Source organism: Gemmatimonadetes bacterium SCN 70-22 (assembly GCA_001724275.1).
Lineage (GTDB): Bacteria > Gemmatimonadota > Gemmatimonadetes > Gemmatimonadales > Gemmatimonadaceae > SCN-70-22.
The window spans coordinates 1-18,838 of the sequence record MEDZ01000028.1; the positions used below are offsets into that span (position 1 = coordinate 1).

The window sequence follows — 18,838 nt, forward strand, 5'->3', positions numbered from 1 at the left end:
CTACCGCCAGCGCTCCAGCTGCGTCCCCTGCGCAGTGTCCTTCACCACGAAACCCGCCCCCTCCACCTCCGCCCGGATCGCGTCCGACGTCGCAAAGTCCCGCCGCGCCCGCGCCGCCAGACGCTCCTGCAACCGCCCCACCGCCCACGTCATCCGTTCACGCTCCGACGCCCCCACCCCCTCCAGCGCCGCCACCTCCGGCTCCACCCGCGACGCCCCCACCACCACCCGCGTCGCCCGCGGCTGGATGTCCAGCACCGAATCCATCAGCCCGAAGACCCGCCGCGCCTCGGCCAGCGCCGGCGTATCCCCCCCCCTCCGGTCGAGCTCGGCATTGGCCCGCTGCAAGAAGGTGAACAGCGCCGCCACCGCCTCGGGGGCGTTCAGGTCGTCCCGCAGTGCCCCCCGGAACGCGCCCTCCCCTTCCCGCGCCGCCTCCGCCAGCTCCAGCGTCCCCCCCCGCGCCGTCTCCAGGCGGTGGGCCAGCTCCCCCACCCGGCGCACCGCCTCGAGCGAGGCCTCGAGCCCTGCCCCCGACAGGTTCATCTGCTTCCGGTAATGCGTCGAGAAGACGAAGTGCCGGAGTGCCGCCGCCGACACCCCCCGCTCCCGCAGGTCCTTCACCGTCGTGATGTTCCCCAGCCGCTTCGACATCTTGGTCCCGTCGATCTGGAGGAACTCCCCGTGGCACCAGAAGCGGGAAAACGTCTTCCCGGTCGCCGCCTCGGACTGCGCGATCTCGTCCTCGTGGTGCGGAAAGACCAGGTCGATCCCGCCACAATGGATGTCCAGCGTCTCGCCCAGGTACTTCATCGCCATCGCCGAGCACTCCAGGTGCCACCCGGGGCGCCCCCGGCCGAACGGAGCATCCCAGGCTGCCCCGGTGACCTCGTCCTCGGGTTTGGCCGCCTTCCACAGCGCGAAGTCCTGCGCGTTCTCCTTCGTATAGTCGTCCTGCGCGACGCGCGCGCCGCTCCGCACCTCCCGGGCGTCGAGCCGCGACAGCTTGCCGTATCCCGGGAAACGGTCGATCGCGAAGTAGATCGACCCGTCCTCCGCCTTGTAGGCCACCCCCTTGTCCAGCAGCCGCTGCACGAGGGCGATCATCTCGGGGATGTGCGTCGTCGCCTTCGGGTACGCCTCGGCGTCCTCGATGCGCAGGTAGCGGCGATCCGCATGGAAGATCTCGGTGACCGGCTCGGTGACCTCGGCGATCGTCTTCCCGGTGGCTTCGGCGCGCCGGATGATCTTGTCGTCGACGTCGGTCAGGTTTTGCACCTGCACGACCTTCCACCCTTCCAGGCGCAACGCCCGCCGCAGCAGGTCGTTGAACAGGAAGGTGCGGAAGTTCCCGACGTGGGCCGGGTCATAGACCGTCGGGCCGCACGAGTAGAAGCGGACGGTCTCGCCGTCGAGCGGCTGGAAGGGCTCGACGGTGCGTGACATCGTGTTGTAGAGGCGAAACTCGCTCATTCCCCCAATCTAGCCGCGCGGCCGCCGATCGACGAAGCGACCGGGCGTCCCCCGTTCCGCGCGCGGTGCCCCCCCCGGCGAGGCAGGCGGACCCCGATGCCGGCCGCCAGCCCCTCCCGCGGGAGCGTCTCGTGGCCGGGCTCGAAGGTCACGCGGCGCGGCTCCTATGCGCCCCGGCGCTCGCCTCCCGACAGCCGCAACACGTCGAGCGGCGGGTCGGCGGTGACCAGGACGCCCCCATCGGCCGCCGGGACGCGCAGCACCAGCACGCGCCCCTGCCCGCCCCGCTCCATCCCCTGCGCGTCGTAGATGCGGTTGATGAGGATGCGCCGCACCATGACGATCAGCACGGCCAGGAGCGGGACCGCCACCGGCAGCCCCATCGGCCCCAGCAGGCGCCCCACGACCAGCACCGCCATGATGCTCAGGACCGGCGGGATCTCCACCTGCTTCGCGGTGATGATGGGGACGACGAAGTTGGCCTCGATGATGTGGATCAGGAAGCCGAGGACGATCACGAGGAGCGCGTGCATCTCCGGCCCCATGCCGAACACCCCCTCCCCCCCGAGCACGAAGAAGGCCGGGAGGACGGACGACACCAGGGTCCCGAAGAACGGGATGATGGCCACGGCGCCGGTGAAGACGCCGAAGGTGAGCCAGTACGGGACGTCGAGGAGGTAGAGGCCGATGGCGGTGAGGATCGCCAGCACGGTCATCGCCAGGAGCTGCCCCACGATCCACGCGCGCAGGGTACCGGCGATGTCGCCCAGGACGTCTCGCACCAGGTCGCGCCGTACCGGGGGAAAGAGGGCGATGAGCCACTCGCGATACGTCGCCGGGTGCAACGCGAGGAAGATCCCCATCACCAGGATGGAGACGATGTTGACGACGGCGTGCCCGATCCCCACCACCTGCGGCAGGATCCCGCTCACCGCCCCCTCGGCCTGCGAGACGATCCCGCTCACCAGCTTGGCCGACTCGGTGCGCCAGATCTCCTGCAGGCGCGGATAGCGCAGGAGAAGTCGTTGCAGCCACTCCTGCCAGGCGGTCACGTAGCCGGGAAGGTTGCCGATCAGCTGCTGCGTCTGCTCGACGACCGGGGGGACGAGGAGGGTGACGAGCCCCGCCACGGCGGCGATCGTGCCGGCGACCGCCAGGGAGAAGGCGATCGATCCCGGGAGGCGCGTGCGCCTGACGAGGGCGTCGCGCACGGCGCCGAGAAAGAGCGAGAGGAGGGCGGCGACGAAGAAGAGGAGGAAGATGTCCGCCGCCCGGTAGAACAGCCCCAGCAACAGAACGGTCGCGACCGTCGACGTCAGGACGGGCGCGACCTTGAGGGGGGCCGAGGGGGACGTCGTCAAGCGCCTGGCGAGTCGTCGGCGTCCTCGATCTCGGCGTGCACGGTCTCCTCGCCGGGAGCCGAGCCGGCGCCGAGCTGCCGCTTCTCCGCCGGCGGCGCCGGCGGCAGGAGCCCCATCTTCTGCTTGAGCGCCAGGAGCTGTGCGTCGGCGCTCGCCCCCCCGGCGGACTTCTCCAGGAGCTTGAAGTCGCGTTGCAGCCGGTCGCCCGAGAACTCCTCGTCGATCTCGGTCGAGGCCTTCAGCATGCGCTCGTTCTGGTCGATCTTCTCCTCCATGCGGGCGAAGGCCTCGAAGGCGGACTTCTCCGACAGCCCCGACATCGTCTCGGAGATGCGCTTCTGCGCCTGGGCGCGCCGCTGGCGGGCGAGGAGGAGGTTCTTCTTTCGCTTGGCTTCCTCGATCTTCTCGTTGAGGTCGCGCAGCGCGTTCTTCAGCTTTTCCGTCTCGAGCTGGTGCGCCTGCCACGTCATCTCGAGCTGCTGGGCGTGGGCGTAGTGTTCGCTCTGCCTGACGAGGGCCTGCTTCGCGAGGTCGTCGCGTCCCTCCTTGATGGCGAGCATCGCCTTCTGTTCCCAGTCCTGCGACTGCTTGTATTCCGCCTGGAACTGGTCGTGGAGCCGCTTCTCGTCGGCGATGGCGGCCGCGACCTGCTGCTTGGCCTTCACCAGCTGGTCGCGCATGTCGACGATGATCTGGTTGAGCATCTTCTCCGGGTTCTCGGCGGAGGAGATCAGATCATTGATGTTCGACTTGATCAGTGAGGCGAGACGGTCGAAGATCCCCATGCTCAGGCTTCCTCGCGGAATGACGCCAGTTCGCGCATGTGCGTGGCGAGCGCCAGCGTCATGCCCTCGTACGATGCCAGGAACTCCTCGAAGTCCAGGTGCGACAGCTCGAGCGCCTCGGTGAGGACGATCGCCCCATCACTGATGCCGTACGACCCGTGCACCAGGTCGCTGGCGTTGAGCTCGAGGAGGCGCCGGTTGAGCTTGTCCTCGGTGGCGGCATCCTTGGGGACGTCCATCACCTTCAAGCGCAACACGACGACGGGCGGATTGTGGTGCACGATGACGTCCGCATCGAGCATGCCGCCTGGCTGCACCCGCCAGAGCCCCGGCTGCACCTCGTCGTACGTCGCCCCCTCGTGCGAGAGGCGGTCCAGGAACAACTCGATGTCTTCGCGACTGACCATGTGCACCTTGAACGAAAGGTCTGGCGGACCCTACGGCGGGAGGGGGGGAGAGGTTTCTCGGGCGAGAAGACGAGAAGACGAGGGAAAACCTATAGGGCAGGCTTCGGTTGGAACAGCATGGGGCGCGTGGTGCTCGCGGCTAGGGCTCGGCGCGCTTGATCTGGACCAGGCGCTCTCGCGCCAGGCGCCGGCCGGTGGGGGTGGCGGCCAGCCCTCCGCCGGCGGTCTCGCGGTAGCGGACGTCCATGCTCCGCCCGATCTCGCCCATGGTGTCGATCACCTCGTCGGCGGGGATGGCGAAGGTGATCCCGGCGAGCGCCATCTCGATCGCGGCGAGCGCGATCGCCGCCCCCGTGGCGTTGCGGAAGACGCACGGAAGCTCGACCAGCCCGCCTAACGGGTCGCAGACGAGCCCCAGCGTCCCCTGCTGGGCGAGGGCGACGGCGTGGCCCGCCTGGGATGGGGTCCCTCCCAGCATCTCGGTCGCCGCACCGGCGGCCATCCCCGCGGCGGCCCCGGTCTCCGCCTGGCACCCCCCCTCCGCTCCCGACAGCGATGCCCGCTCGGCGACGACGGCGCCGATGAGCCCGGCCGTGGCCAGGGCGTCGATGAGCGCCTCCTCGCCCACGCCGCGCGCCTCGGCGAGGCCGAGGAGGACGGCGGGGAGGACACCCGCCCCACCCGCCGTCGGGGCCGCGACGATCACCCCCATCGCCGCATTCACCTCCTGCACCGCCAGGGCCCGGGCCAGCACGTCGCGGAAGGGGGTCCCGGCCAGTGGGCCGGGCGGTCCCTGGCGCAACTTGGCGGCATCGCCACCCACCAACCCGGACGCCGAGCGCAACTCGCCGGTGAGCCCCTGGCTCACGGCGCCGCGCATCACGTCGAGGGCGCGCGCGAGCGTCGCGCGGATGTCGTCCGCCGTGCGCCCCTGGTCGCGCGACTCGGCGGCGAGGGCGACGGCGGCCAGGGTCGTGCGCTGCGACTCCGCGTCGCGGATGGCGTCGGCGAGGGATTTGTACATGGTCGAATCAGAAGACGAGAAGATGAGAAGGCGAGAAGGCGAGAAGGGTCAGGCGCCGACCTTGTCGAGGCGGTAGGCCCAGCTGACCCAGGGGAGGGCGCGAATGTGGTCGCGGACCTCGGGGCCCGGCTCGTCGTCCAACTCGATCACCATGAATGCGTCGCCGCCGCGCTGCTTCCTCGTCAGGCGCAGGTTGGCGATGTTGACGCCGTCGTCGGCGAGGAGGCCGGCGATGCGGGCGACGGAGCCCTTGATGTCCTCGGCCACGAGGACGATGGTGTGGTAGGTGCCGTGCACCTCCACGGGGAAGCCGTCGACCTCGGAGACGAGGATGCGCCCGGCGCCTAACGACGATCCGACCATCACCGCATGGCGGTCGCCCCGCTCGAGCGTGATGCGGACGGTGTTGGGGTGGGTCTCCCCCTCCTCCCCGAGCTTGGTCTTCTCGAACTCGTAGGCGAGCCCCTCGCGTTCCATGATGTCGAGGGCGTCGCGCAGGCGCTCGTCGTCCGGCCGGAACCCCATCAGCCCGCCGGCGATCGCCTTGTCGGTCCCGTGCCCCTCGCCGGTCCGGGCAAAGGAGCCGTGCAGCTCGATGCGGGCCCGCTGGGGCGTGCCGCCCACCAGCCCGCGGGCGAGGAGCCCGAGCCGGCAGGCGCCGGCGGTGTGCGAGGAACTCGGCCCCACCATGACGGGGCCGATGATGTCGAGCAGCGAAACCATCGATGCAGAGACGAAAGGAGGAAGGGCCGGGCGACTAGCGGCGCGCGAGCATGGGCTTCAGGTACTGACCAGTATACGACCCCGACGCGCGCACGACCTCCTCCGGCGTCCCCGTGGCGACGATCGCCCCTCCCTTGGTGCCCCCTTCGGGACCCAGGTCGACGATCCAGTCGGCGGTCTTGATCACGTCGAGGTTGTGCTCGATGACGAGGACCGTGTTCCCGCGGTCGACCAGGCGATGCAGGACGTCGAGGAGGAGGCGCACATCCTCGAAATGCAGCCCCGTGGTCGGCTCGTCGAGGATGTACAGCGTGCGCCCGGTGTCGCGCTTGGAGAGCTCGGTGGCCAGCTTCACGCGCTGCGCCTCGCCTCCCGAGAGCGTGGTCGCGCTCTGTCCGAGGTGAATGTAGCCCAGCCCCACGTCGAAGAGCGTCTGCAGCTTCTGGTGGATGCGCGGCTGGTGCTCGAAGAAGGCCAGCGAATCCTCGACGGTGAGGTCGAGGACCTCGGCGACGTTGAGGCCGCGAAAGCGGACCTCGAGCGTCTCGCGGTTGTAGCGCTTGCCCTTGCAGACGTCGCACGGCACGTAGACGTCGGGGAGGAAGTGCATCTCGATCTTCACCAGCCCGTCGCCCTGACACGCCTCGCAGCGCCCCCCCTTGACGTTGAAGGAGAAGCGCCCCGGGCCGTAGCCGCGGATCTTGGCCTCGGGCATCTCGGCGAAGAGCTCGCGCACGGGGGTGAAGACCCCGGTGTAGGTCGCGGGGTTCGAGCGCGGGGTCCGGCCGATGGGCGACTGGTCGATGTCGATGACCTTGTCGATGTGCTCGAGCCCCGTGATGCGCCGGTGCTCGCCGGGGATGACCCGGGCGCGGTAGAAATGCCGGGCCAGCGTGCGGTGCAGGATGTCCTCCACCAGCGTGGACTTCCCCGACCCGGAGACGCCGGTGACGGCGATGAACGTGCCTAACGGGAAGTCGACGGTGAGGTCGCGCAGGTTGTGCTCCCGCGCCCCCTCCACCCGCAGCAGGCGACCGCGGTCGACCGGGCGGCGGGCGCCGGGGACGGCGATCTTCAGCTCGGCCTTGAGGTAGCGCCCGGTGAGCGAGTCGGGGACGCGCATCACGTCCTGCACGCTCCCGGCGGCGACCACCCGCCCGCCGTGCTTCCCCGCCCCCGGCCCGAGGTCGATGACGTAGTCGGCCTCCCGGATGGTGTCCTCGTCGTGCTCGACGACGATGACCGTGTTCCCCAGGTCGCGCAGCTGCTTGAGGGTGGCGAGGAGGCGCGCGTTGTCGCGCTGGTGCAGCCCGATCGACGGCTCGTCGAGGATGTACAGGACGCCGACGAGGCGCGACCCGATCTGCGTGGCGAGGCGGATGCGCTGCGCCTCGCCCCCCGACAGCGACTCGGCCGACCGGCCCAACGTGAGGTAGTCCAGCCCGACGTCGTCGAGGAAGCGGAGCCGCTCGCGCACTTCCTTGAGGATCGGCGTCGCGATCTCGGGGTCGAGCCCCGCCCGCCCGTTGCCACGAACGGGGACGTCGTCGAAGAAGCGGCGCGCCTCGCCGATCGACAGCTCCACCACCTCGCCGATGTTGCGCTCGTGCACGGTCACCGCGAGCGACTCCGGCTTCAGGCGGCGCCCGGCACACGTCCCGCAGGGGCGCACCACCATGAAGCCGTCGAGCTCCATCCGGATGGTGTCGGAGTCGGTCTCGTGGTAGCGGCGGGCGATGTTGGCGAGAATCCCCTCCCACTGGACGGGAGAGGGGAGACGGGAGGCGGCGACACGCCGCGCGGGCGCCTTGGCCGTGGCGCGCTTCGCCCGGCCCCGGGCGCCTCCCTTCTCGTCAGCCGCAACCCCCGCGTCGCCGGCGCCGCCGTGCAGGAGGACGCGCCGGATGCGCTCGGGGAGCCCGGCCCACGGGGCGTTGAGGTCGAACCCGAGCGCCTTCGCGAGCCCCGGGAGGATGACCCGGCGCAGGTAGCCGTCCGGCTCCCCCCAGGGAAGGATCACCCCCTCGAGGATCGTCAGCGACGGGTCGCCGATGATCAGCGCCTCGCTCACCTCGCGCCGCGTCCCGAGGCCGCTGCAGGCGGGACAGGCCCCGAAGGGCGAGTTGAACGAGAAGTGCCGCGGCTCGAGCTCCGGCATGGAAATGCCGCAGGTGGGGCAGCCGTAGCGCTCGGAAAACAGCTGCGTCCCCTGCTCGCCGGCGTGCGTCACGACCTCCACGAGTCCGTCGGCGAGCTTGAGCGCGGTCTCGATGGAATCGGTGAGCCGCCCCCGATCCTCGCCCCGGACCAGCAGGCGGTCCACCACGATGGAGACATCGTGATTCTGCCGGCGGTTCAGCTTGGGCGGCGAGGCGAGTTCGACCAGTTCGCCGTCGACCATCGCGCGGAGGAAGCCCTGCTTCCGCGCGGCCTCGAAGAGCTCGCGGAACTCGCCCTTTCGCCCGCGGACGAGGGGGGCGAGGATCTCGATGCGCGTCCCCTCGGGCCACGCCAGGACGCTGTCGGTGATCTGTCCTGCGCTCTGCCGCTGCACCGGACGCCCGCAGCTGGGACAGTGCGGCGTCCCGGCGCGGGCGTAGAGGAGACGGAGGTAGTCGTAGATCTCCGTGACCGTCCCGACGGTCGAGCGCGGGTTGTGCCCGGCAGTCTTCTGCTCGATCGAGATGGCCGGCGACAGCCCTTCGATGGTGTCCACGTCGGGCTTCTCCATGAGCCCGAGGAACTGCCGCGCGTAGGCCGACAGCGACTCGACGTAGCGCCGTTGCCCCTCCGCGTAGATGGTGTCGAAGGCGAGCGACGACTTCCCCGACCCCGACAGCCCCGTGATCACGGTGAGCTTGTCGCGCGGGATGGTGACATCGACGTTCTGCAGGTTGTGCTCGCGAGCCCCGCGAACGATCAGCGCTTCGTCGGCCATAGATCCCGAATATTGACCGAAGGCCGGGCGCGCTTCAAGGCTGGCAGCTGGCGCGACCCGCGTGACTTCCGCTACCTCTGCGCTGTCCCTGCTGGGGCGGCGTGCCCCGGCCACCGCCCCCCGGACCAGTCGAATCCATGCCCCACACCGATGCCGTCGTCGTGATGACGACCGTGGCCTCCCCCGACGAGGGGGCAACGCTCGTGCGTGCCCTCCTCGAGCGCCGCCTGATAGCCTGCGGCACCCTCCTCCCCGGCTCCCGGTCGCTGTACCGGTGGGAGGGGAGAATCGCCGACGAGCAGGAGACCGTCATCCTGATGAAGACCCGCTCCGCGGTCCTGCACGCGCTGGAGCGGGCCTTCGCCGAGTTGCACCCGTACAAGGTGCCCGAGCTGCTCGCCCTCGAGGTGCAGTGGGGACTCGAGAAGTACGTGAACTGGATCAACGACGAGACCTCGATGGCCCTCCTGTCATGAACGCGCGCGGCGCCCTGGCGATCGGGATCCTCGCGGCATGGGGGGCGGGGATCGCCGCCTTCGCGCAGCGCGAGCTCTCGCGCTCTCCGCGCGAGAAGCTGGCGGCGGCGGCGATGCGCGTGGCCCCCGGCGCCACCTTCTTCGCCGTGGAGCGCGACGGTCGGCATGTGGGGTTCGCGTCGAGCACCATCGACACGGTGCCCGGCGGCGTGCAGGTGACCGACTACCTGGTCGCCGACCTCACCATTCGCGGGGCGCTCCAGCGCTCGACCGCGCAGTCGGTGGTGCGCCTGTCGCGCGCCCTGGCGCTGCGCGACTTCGCCATCACCGTCGCCAGCGACTCGATGGCCCTCCGGGCCGACGGCCGCACGGTCGGCGACTCCCTCCTCCAATACGTGGTGCAGGCCCCTGCCACCCCCGCCGACACCATCCGCGTGCAGCTGGCGGGGCCGCTCCTCCTCCCCACCGTCGTCCCGCTGGCGGTCATGCTGGGCGATGCGCCCGAGGTGGGGCGCGACGCCACGGTCGACATGTTCGACCCCGTGACCATGTCGGCCCGCCCGCTGCCGGTGTCGATCCGCGCCGAGTCGACCTTCGTGCTCGTCGACAGCGCCGCCTTCGATCCCAACTCGCGCCGCTGGCTCGGCGCCCACGCGGACACCGTGCGCGGCTTCCACCTGGTGGCCACGGATGGTGGCCCGTTCGATGCCTGGGTCGACGATCTCGGGCGAATTATCACCCTCCGGGCGCCGGGCGGGCTCACCGTGCGGCGCACGGCCTACGAGGTGGCGTTCGAGAACTGGCGCGCCGCCAGCTCGCTGCGCGCCCGCGCCGCCAGGGGTGAGCGTGCCACCCTTCCCCCGGCGCGCGCGGCCGGGACGCCGCTCGACACGCTGCGCGTCCGCATCCGCGGGCTCGACCTCGCGCGCCTTCCCGTGCACGGCGGCTCGCAACGCGTGCAGGGCGATACGGTGACCGTGGTCCGCGACGACCAGCGCGCGCTGCTCCCTTCATTCCCCCTCCCGCCGAGCCCGGCGACCCGCGCGCGCTTCGCCCGCGAGCTGCGCGCCGAGCCGTTGCTCGAGGTCGAGCACCCGGTCATCGTGGCGCTGGCGCGGAAGCTGCGACGCCGCGAGGCGCAGACCGACCTGGTCGCCCGACGCATCGCCGAGTGGGTCCACGACTCGCTGGTGGTGGAGCCATCCGTCACCCTCCCGAGCGCCGTGGGGACGCTCCGCTCGCGTCGCGGCGATGCCGCGGAGCATGCGCAGCTGTTCGTGGCGCTCGCCCGCGCCGCCGGGATCCCGGCGCGCACCGTCAGCGGCATCCTGCTGGCGGACGGCACGCCGTACCGCCACGCGTGGGCCGAGGTGATGCTGCAACGCTGGGTTGGGGTCGACCCGACCCTCGGGGCGTTCCCCACCGACGCCTCGCACATCCGCCTCTGGGTGGGGAGTCTCTCGTTGGAGGCGGAGCTCGCCCGCGTCATCGACCCCATCGGCCTCGACGTCATCTCCCGGACGCCCCGCCCCGCATCACGATGATCGAACTCACCGGACTCACCAAGAAGTACGGCAACTTCACGGCCGTCGACGCGATCGACCTCTTCGTCCCGAAGGGAGAGCTGTTCGGCTTCCTCGGGCCGAACGGCGCCGGCAAGACGACGACGCTCCGGATGATCGCCGGGATCCTCCGTCCCACGGCGGGGAGCGTGCGCATTGCCGGGTTGGACCTGGCCGCCGACCCGATGGCGGCCAAGGCGAAGCTCGGCTTCATTCCGGATCGCCCGTTCATATACGAGAAGCTGACGGGGATGGAGTTCCTGCGCTTCGTCGCGGGGCTGTTTCGCGAGGACGGCGCCAGGGTCGAGCAGCGCGCGCGCGAGCTGCTGGCGCTCTTCGACCTCGAGGACTGGCGCGACGAGCTCGTGGAGTCGTACTCGCACGGCATGCGCCAGAAACTGATCATTTCCAGCGCCTTCGTGCACCGCCCGGAGGTGATCGTCGTCGACGAGCCGATGGTGGGGCTCGATCCGAAGGCGGCGAGGACGCTGAAGGACCTGTTCCGTGAATACACCCGCCGCGGGCACACGATCATGATGTCGACGCACACGCTCGAGGTGGCGCAGGCGATGTGCGACCGGATCGGGATCATCCAGAAGGGGCGCATCCGCGCCTGCGGGACGATGGACGACCTGCGACGGCACGCGGAGCGCGGCGATGAGGGGCTGGAGGAGATCTTCCTGCGGCTGACGGGCGAGAACGCGGTGCGGGGGCTCGTGGAGGTCCTCGATGCCTGACCATCCGCTCCCGCCGCTCCCGGCTGCCCCGACGCCGGGGGTGGTGGAGCGACACCGTCTCCTCTCGGGAGCGCACCCGTTGGTGGCAGGTGACGATGCCCGCTACACCCCCGCCGGAGGACGGGTCGTCCCGGGGGCGGGCAAGGGGAGCACGCTCCTCCATCTCCTCTCCCCCAAGTGGCTCACCGCCCGCGCCCGCGCGGCAACCGCCGAGACGGGGCGCGCCGCGCGCTACGCGCTTCTCGGGGTCATCGGGCTGGGATTCTGGGCCTTCGCCTTCGGCGCGCTCTACCGGGTGCTGGCCTACTTCAAGGGCGTCGAGGAGATCGGGGCGCTGCTCGCGGGGAAGCTCCTCGGGATCCTCCTCCTTTCGTTCGTCTCGATCCTCCTGCTCTCGAACATCATCACGTCGCTGTCCAGCTTCTTCCTCGCCCGCGACCTCGACCTGCTCGTCGCGGCACCGGTGGACTGGCTCACGCTGTATGGCGCGAAGCTGCTCGAGACGATGGTGCACTCGAGCTGGATGGTGGTGCTCCTCGCCATCCCGATGCTGAGCGCGTATGGAATCGCGTACCAGGGCGGGCCGCTCTTCCCGCTGGTGGCGCTGGTGGCGTTCGTCCCGTTCCTCATCATCCCCTCGGTGGTGGGGAGCGCCATCACGTTGCTCCTGGTCAACATCTTCCCCGCCAGGCGCACCCGCGACATCCTGTCGGTCATCACGGTGCTTGCCGGGGCGGGCGTGGTGATCCTCTTCCGCCTCATGCGCCCGGAGCAGCTGGCCCGGCCCGAGGGGTTTCGTTCGCTCGTGGAGTTCATCGCCATCCTCCGGGGCCCCACCTCGCCGGCGCTCCCCAGCGAATGGATGCAGCGAACGCTGATGGGATGGCTCACCGGGGACTTCGACCCGCTCCCCCTCTACCTCTTGTGGTCGACGGCCGCCGCGTTCGTCGTGCTCGGGGCGTTGCTGCACCGCCGCCTGTACGCCGTCGGCTTCACCAAGGCGCAGGAGAGCGCACAGCAGGGCGTGCGCAGCACGGGGCGCCCGGCAATCGTGGCCCGGCTCCTGGCGCCGTTCGGGACGCTGCGGCGCGAGCTGATCCTCAAGGAGCTCCGCGTCTTCTTCCGCGACACCACCCAGTGGTCGCAGCTGATCCTGCTGGGGGTGCTGGTGGTCGTGTACGTCGTGAACATCAAGTTCCTGCCGCTCACCGGCGACGGGATCACCTTCTTCATCGTGAACCTCATCCCCTTCCTCAACCTCGGGCTGGCGGGATTCGTGCTGGCGTCGGTCGCCGCGCGCTTCCTCTTTCCCGGCGTGAGCCTGGAGGGACGCTCGTGGTGGCTGCTGCGCTCGAGCCCGATGTCGATGCGCGAGCTGCTGTGGTCGAAGTTCTGGGTCGGGACCGTCCCCCTCCTCGTCCTCGCGCTCGCGATCGTCACCGTGACCAACACGCTGCTGCAGGTGAGCGCCTTCATGTTCGCCGTCTCGGTGGGATCGATCACGCTCCTCACCTTCGCCATCGCCGGGCTCGCGGTCGGGTTCGGGACGCTCTACCCGCGCTTCGAGACCGAGAACGCGGCGCAGATCCCCACCTCGTTCGGCGGACTGATGTTCATGATGACCGCCGTGGTCGTGATCGGGGGGATGATCTTCCTCGAGGCGCGCCCGGTGTACCAGTACCTGTCGGCCCGGCTGTACGGCGCGCCGGAGACGGTCGATCCGACCCAGATGGTGCTGGGCTTCGGCCTCGCCGCGCTCCTCTGCCTGCTGGCGACGTTCGTCCCGCTGCGCATGGCGCAACGGCGGCTGGAGGCACTGGAGCGTTAGGCCACGCGGGGGCCGCGGAAACGGCGCCCGCTCAGGGCGTGGCGAGCGCCGCCCCGCAGTGGTCGCAGAAGCGGGCCCCCGGGACGCGGAGCTCGCGCCCGCACGACGGGCAGCCGCCCAACGCCCGGCCGCAGTGCGAGCAATGGCGCGCCCCGGGCTCGGGGCGCGGCCCGCACGTCGCGCACGACACGGCGCGCTGACGCGCTTCGCGCACGAGGCGCTCCGCCATCGCGTCCAGCTCCAACGGCGCATCGCCCGGCGGCGCGGGGATCGACTCGACCGTCCCGGCGCTGGGAGGGGTGCGGCCGGCCGCAGCTGACGGAGATGCGGTCGCCCCCTTCGCCGCCCGCCGCTCGAGCCCAGCGCGCAGCGTCCGGTAGTCACCCTCCGACAGCTTCCCCATCGCCAGGTCGAGCTCCAGCTCCTCGAGCTCGGCGGCCAGCGACGCCGGCAGCGCGGCGAATCGGGCGCGTGGAGCGCCGGCCGGCGCCGGCAGCGCCCCGGCGGGAACGGTCGCGCTCCCCGATTCGGCGTCCGCGGCGCGCCCGGATGCGGCAGATGCGGGATCGGCCGCGGCGCCATGCCGGCGGGGGCCTTCGCCAGCTGCAGTGTGACGCCGCAGGAAGGGGGCCGCGGCAAAGGCCACCCCTCCGACGACGAGCACGATTCCGATGATGAGCGCAGTCATTCGCAGGTCTCGCCGGGTGCAACCCCGGCCGGTGATGAGGTGAGGAGCGTCGCCGCCCGGACCAGCGCGGCGAGGACGACCAATACGAGGGCGAGGGTCCATCCCGCGGCGAACGGCACGACCGTCACCGACAGGCGCACCCCCTCGTCGGCACCGACCTCGGCCAGTTCGACGCGCACCTCCTGCGACCGCGTCCCGAAGTCCGCCGGGCGCGAGGCCGCCGGGCCCAGCGTCTCGTCACGCGAGTCGACATATTCGCGCAGCTCCACCGACACCAGGGGGAGCGGTCGCCCCCCGCGGCCCGGCTCGAGGGCGACGGCGAGGACGTGGGCGTTGCGATCGGGGAAGCGGGAGACGCCCTGGTGGGCGAGCGTGACGGGGGGACCGAAGCGCATCGCCACCTCGCCCTCTCCTCCGCTCGGGATGGCGATGGCGGTGCGGACGGCCCCTCCCTCCCCCGCCGACGCGAGGGCGGCCGCGGCCGTGGCCAGCGAGAGGATCGTCAGCGGGAGCGTCGCCACGCCCCCCGTCGCACCCGCCAGCCGCAAGGCGGCCATCCCCGTCGCGAGCCCCGCCAGGACCGACCAGGCGAGGGAGGGTGATGCGCTCGGCGACAGCCAGGCGCCAAGCGCGCCCCCGGCCACACCGCCGGCCACCACCCATGCGGCGCCGTACCGCGGCGCGCGGACGGCGGTCGCCTCCGGCCCCGGGACCTCCGCAAGGACCAGGGCCGCGCCGCCCGCGGCGAGAAGCCACTGGGCCGCGGGGACGCTCCAGGCCCCTCCGTCTCCCGCCAGCCACAACGTGGTCGCCGCTCCGCTCGCGAGGGCAGAGATCGCCAGGAGCGCCAGCACGCGCCGCACGCCGGCCCGCGCGCGAACGGCGCCCCGGGCCGCTCCCCAGGTGGCCGCACCGAGGGAGGCCACGGCGAAGGCCGCCATCGCCGGCGCCGCCGCGGCGCGCCCGGGAGGGGCGAGGACGACGACGCACATGAGTCCCAGCGCGCCGAGGGCGGTGCCCAACGCCGCGGCCCCGCCGGCACGCCCCCCGTGCCACGCGAAAACGGTCGCGACGAGCGCCGGGACGAGGGCCCCGCCCCATGCAGCTGGCGGGGCCGGCGAGGCCTGGGCGCCGGCGACGAACGCCCCGCGCGCCGACGCCCACATCGCCACCCCCAGCAGGGCGAGCGTGCCAAGCGGCAGCAGCGCCTGCAGGCGCGGTGCGGCCGCGGTGGCTCCCCCCTGCGCCAGGCGGTCGGCCGCCGCCACGCTCGCGACCGTCGCCAGCGCGATGGCCGCCACCAGCGCCATGCGCCCCGCGACCGACCACGCATTCTGCAGCACGGGCGCCAGGCCGAGCCCCTCGGTGGGAATCCACGGCAGCGTGGTGAACGGTGCGGCCGCCAGCGAGGCGGCGCACAGCGACATCACGATGGCCCCCGCCACCGCCACACCGAGCGAGCCGCGCGCACGTACCGACGCCAGGCTCCCGGTGACGGCGACCAGCGCCGCCGTCGGGAGGACCGCGCCGGCCGGGAGGTTCCAGATGGCGGCCAGCCGGTACGGCGCCGGGACGTTTCGCGCGATGCTGCGCGCCACGTAGCTGACCGTGACGTCTCCCGACAGGAGCAACGCCAGCATCACGGCGGTGGCGCCGGCGGCCGCCACCGCGCTCGCGACGAGGGCCCGCTGGGCCGACCGCCGGGCCGGGTGACCGGGGGACTGCGCGGCAAGACCGCCGATGAAGGCCCAGGCCGCGAACAGCGCGGCCGCCCAACTGGCCAGGAGTCCCGCAGGAGCCATGTCAGCGGGACGACGAGGGGAGCGCCACGCGCTCAGCGATCTCCGTCACGCAGCGCTTCCTGCCGCACTTGCGACATGATGCGCTCCAGCGCCCGCTCGGCCGTTTCACGATCATTCGGGTCCCACGGCCCCGTCGCCTGCCGATGGATCTCCCGCACCTGCGCGAGCATGTCGTCGATGAGAATCCGGAGCAGGACGTTCTTGCGCTGTTCGCGCGGGACGTCGTCGTCGGTCATGGGCGGTGGGGGATATGAGGATCCCGCGCGCGGGAATCGCTGTCACTCGCGCAGCGCGTGAATGATGGTGTGACTGGCCGCCCCGGTCCAGCGATGGCCCGACGGAGACCGGACGGCGCGCGGACGGGGAACGGCGAGTGCGACGCCCGGCGCCCGCCGGCCTCATGGGCGATCATCGGCCCAGGCGAGCGCCGCGCGCACCGCCCGCTGCCACCCCGCGTACCCCGCCCGCACCTCCGCCGCCGCGCGCTGCGGCGAGAACCGCGTGAAGTCATGCGCGGCCAGGAACTCGCCGGGCGAGCGCCACACGCCGGCGGTGACTCCCGCCAGCCCGGCCGCGCCTAACGCCGTGGTCTCGATCATCGCCGGGCGCTCGACCACCACCTGCAGGACGTCGGACTGGAACTGCATCAGCCAGTCGTTGGCCGTGGCCCCGCCATCGACGCGGAGACGGTCGAGCGCCACGCCCTGCTCCCGCACCGCGGCCGCGACATCGGCCGTGCCATAGGCCATGGCCTCCAGCGCCGCCCGGGCCAGGTGGGCGCGCGACGTCCCGCGCGTGATCCCCACGATGGTGCCGCGCGCCTCCGGGGCCCAGTGCGGGGCACCAAGCCCCACCAACGCCGGGACGAAATACACGCCCCCCGTCGACTCGACCGACCGGGCCAACGACTCGGTCTCGGCGGCGCTCTCCACCAGCTGCAACCCGTCGCGGAGCCACTGCACCGCGGCACCGGCCACGAAGATCGCCGCCTCGAGGGCGTAGACCGGACCACCAGACGCGTCGCACGCGACCGTGGTGAGGAGTCCTCCCCCGCCCTTGGGGCGCGCCGCACCGGCATTGAAGAGGAGAAAGGCACCCGTGCCATACGTGTTCTTCCCCTCGCCGCCGGCCCAGCATCCCTGGCCGTACAGCGCCGCCTGCTGGTCGCCCGCGACGCCGCAGATCGGGAGCTCCACGCCCAGGTGCTCGCGCCGCGCGACACCGAAGTCGCCTGCCGAACGACGCACGTCCGGGAGCATTGCGAGCGGAACTCCGAAGAGGGCACACAGCTCCGGGCTCCACGCCCCCGCGTCGATGTCATAGAGCATCGTACGCGAGGCATTGGTGGGATCGGTGGCGTGCACCTCCCCACCCGTGAGGGTCCAGATGAGCCACGCGTCGATCGTGCCCGCCAGCAGCTCGCCCCGGGCGGCGCGGCGCTCGAGCGCTTCCTCGCGCAACAACCACTCCAGCTTGGTCGCCGAGAAATAGGGATCCACGACGAGCCCGGTGCGCGTCGCGATCTCCGCCCCCCGTGGCGCGAGCTCGGCGCAACGCGCGGACGTCCGGCGATCCTGCCACACGATGGCGCGCGACACCGGGCGTCCCGTCTCGCGTTCCCAGACGATGATCGTCTCGCGCTGGTTGGTGATGCCGACGGCGACCGGCGTGACACCCGCCATCTCGATGGCCTCGCGCGCGGCCTCGCACGTCCGCTGGAAGATCTCGACCGCGTCGTGCTCCACCCACCCGGGCCGTGGATAGTGCTGCGTGATCTCGCGGTAGGCACGTGCCGCAACGGCGCCGTCGGCGCGGACGACGAGGCAGGTGGTGCCGGTCGTCCCCTGGTCGATGGCGAGCACGTGCTTCATGCGCTGGTCCACCAGGCGCTCGTGAAGTCGTACGGCCCCCGCACGATCCCCCGGTGGGTGATGATCGCCGTCACGAGTGTCGCCGGCGTCACGTCGAAGGCGGGGTTGCAGACCATGACGTCGCTCGGCGCGGTCGCGGCGCCGAAGGGGCGCACCACTTCCTCGCGCGCGCGCTGCTCGATGACGATCTCGCGTCCGGTCGGCGTCGTCGGATCGATCGTGGACGACGGGGCCGCCACGTAGAAGGGGATCCCATGATGGTGCGCGAGGACCGCGACTCCATAGGTCCCGATCTTGTTGGCCACATCACCGTTGGCGGCGATGCGATCCGCCCCCACGATCACGAGGTCGATCGCCCCGAGCGCCATGAGCGACGCGGCCATGCTGTCGGCGATGACGGTGACCGGGATCCCCGCCCGGGCCAGCTCCCACGCCGTCAGGCGGCTCCCCTGCAACAGGGGGCGCGTCTCGTCCGCATAGACCACCACCCGGCGCCCGTTCCGCGCCGCGTGGTAGACTGGGGCCAGCGCCGTCCCGATGCCCCCCGTGGCCAGCGCCCCGGCGTTGCAGTGGGTGAGGACCCGAGCCCCCTCCGGAAGGAGCGGCTCGCCGTGGGCGCCAATGGCCTCGCACATGGCCCGGTCCTCCTCGAGAATCGCCGTCGCCTCACGCCGCAGCGTGGCGAGGAGGAGCTCGTTGCTCCCGTCCGTCACGTCGGCCAGGCGCTGCATCCGGTCGACGGCCCAGCCGAGGTTGACGGCGGTGGGTCGCGCCTCGCGGATCTCCGCCGCCACCGCCCGCAAGCGATCGCGAAACGCCCCCGGCGCCTCTCCGGCATGCGGAGCCAGGGCGGTGACGATCCCCATGGCGCCCGCGATCCCGATGGCTGGCGCCCCGCGGACCGCGAGAGTCCTGATGGCATCGCGCACCTCGTCCACCGTGCGCAGGTCGCGCTCGGCGAACGTCCCCGGGAGCTGGGTCTGGTCGATGATGCGCACGGCGTCGCCGCCCGGCGACCAGCGCACCGCCTGAATGATCTCCATGGCGGGCTAAGCTACCCCGTCCCCATCGTGAGCGGGAGCGGATCGACGGCATCACGCCCGAGGGGCGCATGGCGGTAGATTTCACCCGGCTGACGTACGCGGCCCCACCCTCGTCCCTCT

16 protein-coding genes are annotated in these 18,838 nt (G+C 71.7%); 4 read left to right on the forward strand and 12 right to left on the reverse strand.

The genetic code is table 11. The annotated features are described in order from the left end of the window. From ABS52_13820 to ABS52_13850, 7 genes are all read right to left on the reverse strand, one after another. On the reverse strand, positions 1–1,473 hold the full coding sequence (locus tag ABS52_13820; protein ODT02392.1) for a cysteine--tRNA ligase: 1,473 nt from the start codon (positions 1,471–1,473) through the stop codon (positions 1–3). Positions 1,474–1,637: 164 nt separating this feature from the next. Further along, positions 1,638–2,834, reverse strand: a complete 1,197-nt coding sequence (locus ABS52_13825; protein ODT02393.1) for a hypothetical protein — start codon at positions 2,832–2,834, stop codon at positions 1,638–1,640. After that, positions 2,831–3,619, reverse strand: coding sequence for a hypothetical protein (locus ABS52_13830; protein ODT02394.1), 789 nt, complete (start codon positions 3,617–3,619; stop codon positions 2,831–2,833). Before ABS52_13830 ends, ABS52_13825 begins: the two co-directional genes overlap by 4 nt. Positions 3,620–3,621: 2 nt before the next feature. Beyond that, the gene (locus ABS52_13835) at positions 3,622–4,026 is read right to left on the reverse strand and encodes a hypothetical protein (protein ODT02395.1); all 405 of its coding nucleotides are present in this window, start codon (positions 4,024–4,026) and stop codon (positions 3,622–3,624) included. Between the two features lie 139 nt (positions 4,027–4,165). Beyond that, positions 4,166–5,050, reverse strand: coding sequence for an L-serine dehydratase, iron-sulfur-dependent subunit alpha (locus ABS52_13840; GenBank protein ID ODT02396.1), 885 nt, complete (start codon positions 5,048–5,050; stop codon positions 4,166–4,168). Between the two features lie 48 nt (positions 5,051–5,098). Continuing rightward, positions 5,099–5,773, reverse strand: a complete 675-nt coding sequence (locus ABS52_13845; protein ODT02397.1) for an L-serine dehydratase, iron-sulfur-dependent subunit beta — start codon at positions 5,771–5,773, stop codon at positions 5,099–5,101. A 34-nt stretch (positions 5,774–5,807) separates the two neighbouring features. Continuing rightward, complete coding sequence (locus ABS52_13850; GenBank protein ID ODT02398.1) at positions 5,808–8,711, reverse strand: excinuclease ABC subunit A; 2,904 nt, start codon at positions 8,709–8,711, stop codon at positions 5,808–5,810. Positions 8,712–8,848: 137 nt separating this feature from the next. Between ABS52_13850 and ABS52_13855 the strand changes: the two genes are divergently transcribed. The 4 genes from ABS52_13855 to ABS52_13870 all read left to right on the forward strand — a co-directional run bounded on the left by ABS52_13855 (position 8,849) and on the right by ABS52_13870 (position 13,314). Continuing rightward, a complete protein-coding gene (locus ABS52_13855; protein ODT02399.1) occupies positions 8,849–9,187 on the forward strand; it encodes a hypothetical protein in 339 nt (112 codons plus the stop codon). Continuing rightward, positions 9,184–10,731, forward strand: coding sequence for a hypothetical protein (locus ABS52_13860; GenBank protein ID ODT02400.1), 1,548 nt, complete (start codon positions 9,184–9,186; stop codon positions 10,729–10,731). The genes ABS52_13855 and ABS52_13860 overlap by 4 nt, the downstream gene beginning before the upstream one ends. Then, entirely contained in the window at positions 10,728–11,486 is a 759-nt protein-coding gene (locus ABS52_13865; protein ODT02401.1) for an ABC transporter, read from the forward strand. Before ABS52_13860 ends, ABS52_13865 begins: the two co-directional genes overlap by 4 nt. A 79-nt stretch (positions 11,487–11,565) precedes the next feature. Then, on the forward strand, positions 11,566–13,314 hold the full coding sequence (locus ABS52_13870) for a hypothetical protein (protein ID ODT02402.1): 1,749 nt from the start codon (positions 11,566–11,568) through the stop codon (positions 13,312–13,314). A gap of 31 nt (positions 13,315–13,345) precedes the next feature. Here the strand turns inward: ABS52_13870 and ABS52_13875 are convergent, their stop codons facing one another. The 5 genes from ABS52_13875 to ABS52_13895 all read right to left on the reverse strand — a co-directional run bounded on the left by ABS52_13875 (position 13,346) and on the right by ABS52_13895 (position 18,709). After that, positions 13,346–14,002 (reverse strand): hypothetical protein, encoded by a 657-nt coding sequence (locus ABS52_13875; protein ODT02403.1) that lies wholly within the window; start codon positions 14,000–14,002, stop codon positions 13,346–13,348. Next, positions 13,999–15,804: a hypothetical protein gene (locus ABS52_13880; GenBank protein ID ODT02404.1), complete on the reverse strand. Its 1,806-nt coding sequence runs from the start codon at positions 15,802–15,804 to the stop codon at positions 13,999–14,001. The genes ABS52_13875 and ABS52_13880 overlap by 4 nt, the downstream gene beginning before the upstream one ends. Positions 15,805–15,836: 32 nt before the next feature. Continuing rightward, positions 15,837–16,040: a hypothetical protein gene (locus tag ABS52_13885; protein ID ODT02405.1), complete on the reverse strand. Its 204-nt coding sequence runs from the start codon at positions 16,038–16,040 to the stop codon at positions 15,837–15,839. Positions 16,041–16,202: 162 nt separating this feature from the next. Continuing rightward, positions 16,203–17,675, reverse strand: a complete 1,473-nt coding sequence (locus ABS52_13890) for a glycerol kinase (protein ID ODT02430.1) — start codon at positions 17,673–17,675, stop codon at positions 16,203–16,205. After that, a complete protein-coding gene (locus ABS52_13895) occupies positions 17,672–18,709 on the reverse strand; it encodes a hypothetical protein (protein ID ODT02431.1) in 1,038 nt (345 codons plus the stop codon). The genes ABS52_13890 and ABS52_13895 overlap by 4 nt, the downstream gene beginning before the upstream one ends. Positions 18,710–18,838 lie beyond the last annotated feature (129 nt).

Bases quoted from the DNA above. Each gene is read 5' to 3' on its own strand.
- ABS52_13820 (ODT02392.1), bottom strand. From the start codon at position 1,473: ATGAGCGAGTTTCGCCTCTACAACACGATGTCACGCACCGTCGAGCCC.
- ABS52_13830 (ODT02394.1), bottom strand. From the start codon at position 3,619: ATGGGGATCTTCGACCGTCTCGCCTCACTGATCAAGTCGAACATCAAT.
- ABS52_13835 (ODT02395.1), bottom strand. From the start codon at position 4,026: ATGGTCAGTCGCGAAGACATCGAGTTGTTCCTGGACCGCCTCTCGCAC.
- ABS52_13840 (ODT02396.1), bottom strand. From the start codon at position 5,050: ATGTACAAATCCCTCGCCGACGCCATCCGCGACGCGGAGTCGCAGCGC.
- ABS52_13845 (ODT02397.1), bottom strand. From the start codon at position 5,773: ATGGTTTCGCTGCTCGACATCATCGGCCCCGTCATGGTGGGGCCGAGT.
- ABS52_13850 (ODT02398.1), bottom strand. From the start codon at position 8,711: ATGGCCGACGAAGCGCTGATCGTTCGCGGGGCTCGCGAGCACAACCTG.
- ABS52_13855 (ODT02399.1), top strand. From the start codon at position 8,849: ATGCCCCACACCGATGCCGTCGTCGTGATGACGACCGTGGCCTCCCCC.
- ABS52_13860 (ODT02400.1), top strand. From the start codon at position 9,184: ATGAACGCGCGCGGCGCCCTGGCGATCGGGATCCTCGCGGCATGGGGG.
- ABS52_13865 (ODT02401.1), top strand. From the start codon at position 10,728: ATGATCGAACTCACCGGACTCACCAAGAAGTACGGCAACTTCACGGCC.
- ABS52_13875 (ODT02403.1), bottom strand. From the start codon at position 14,002: ATGACTGCGCTCATCATCGGAATCGTGCTCGTCGTCGGAGGGGTGGCC.
- ABS52_13880 (ODT02404.1), bottom strand. From the start codon at position 15,804: ATGGCTCCTGCGGGACTCCTGGCCAGTTGGGCGGCCGCGCTGTTCGCG.
- ABS52_13885 (ODT02405.1), bottom strand. From the start codon at position 16,040: ATGACCGACGACGACGTCCCGCGCGAACAGCGCAAGAACGTCCTGCTC.
- ABS52_13890 (ODT02430.1), bottom strand. From the start codon at position 17,675: ATGAAGCACGTGCTCGCCATCGACCAGGGGACGACCGGCACCACCTGC.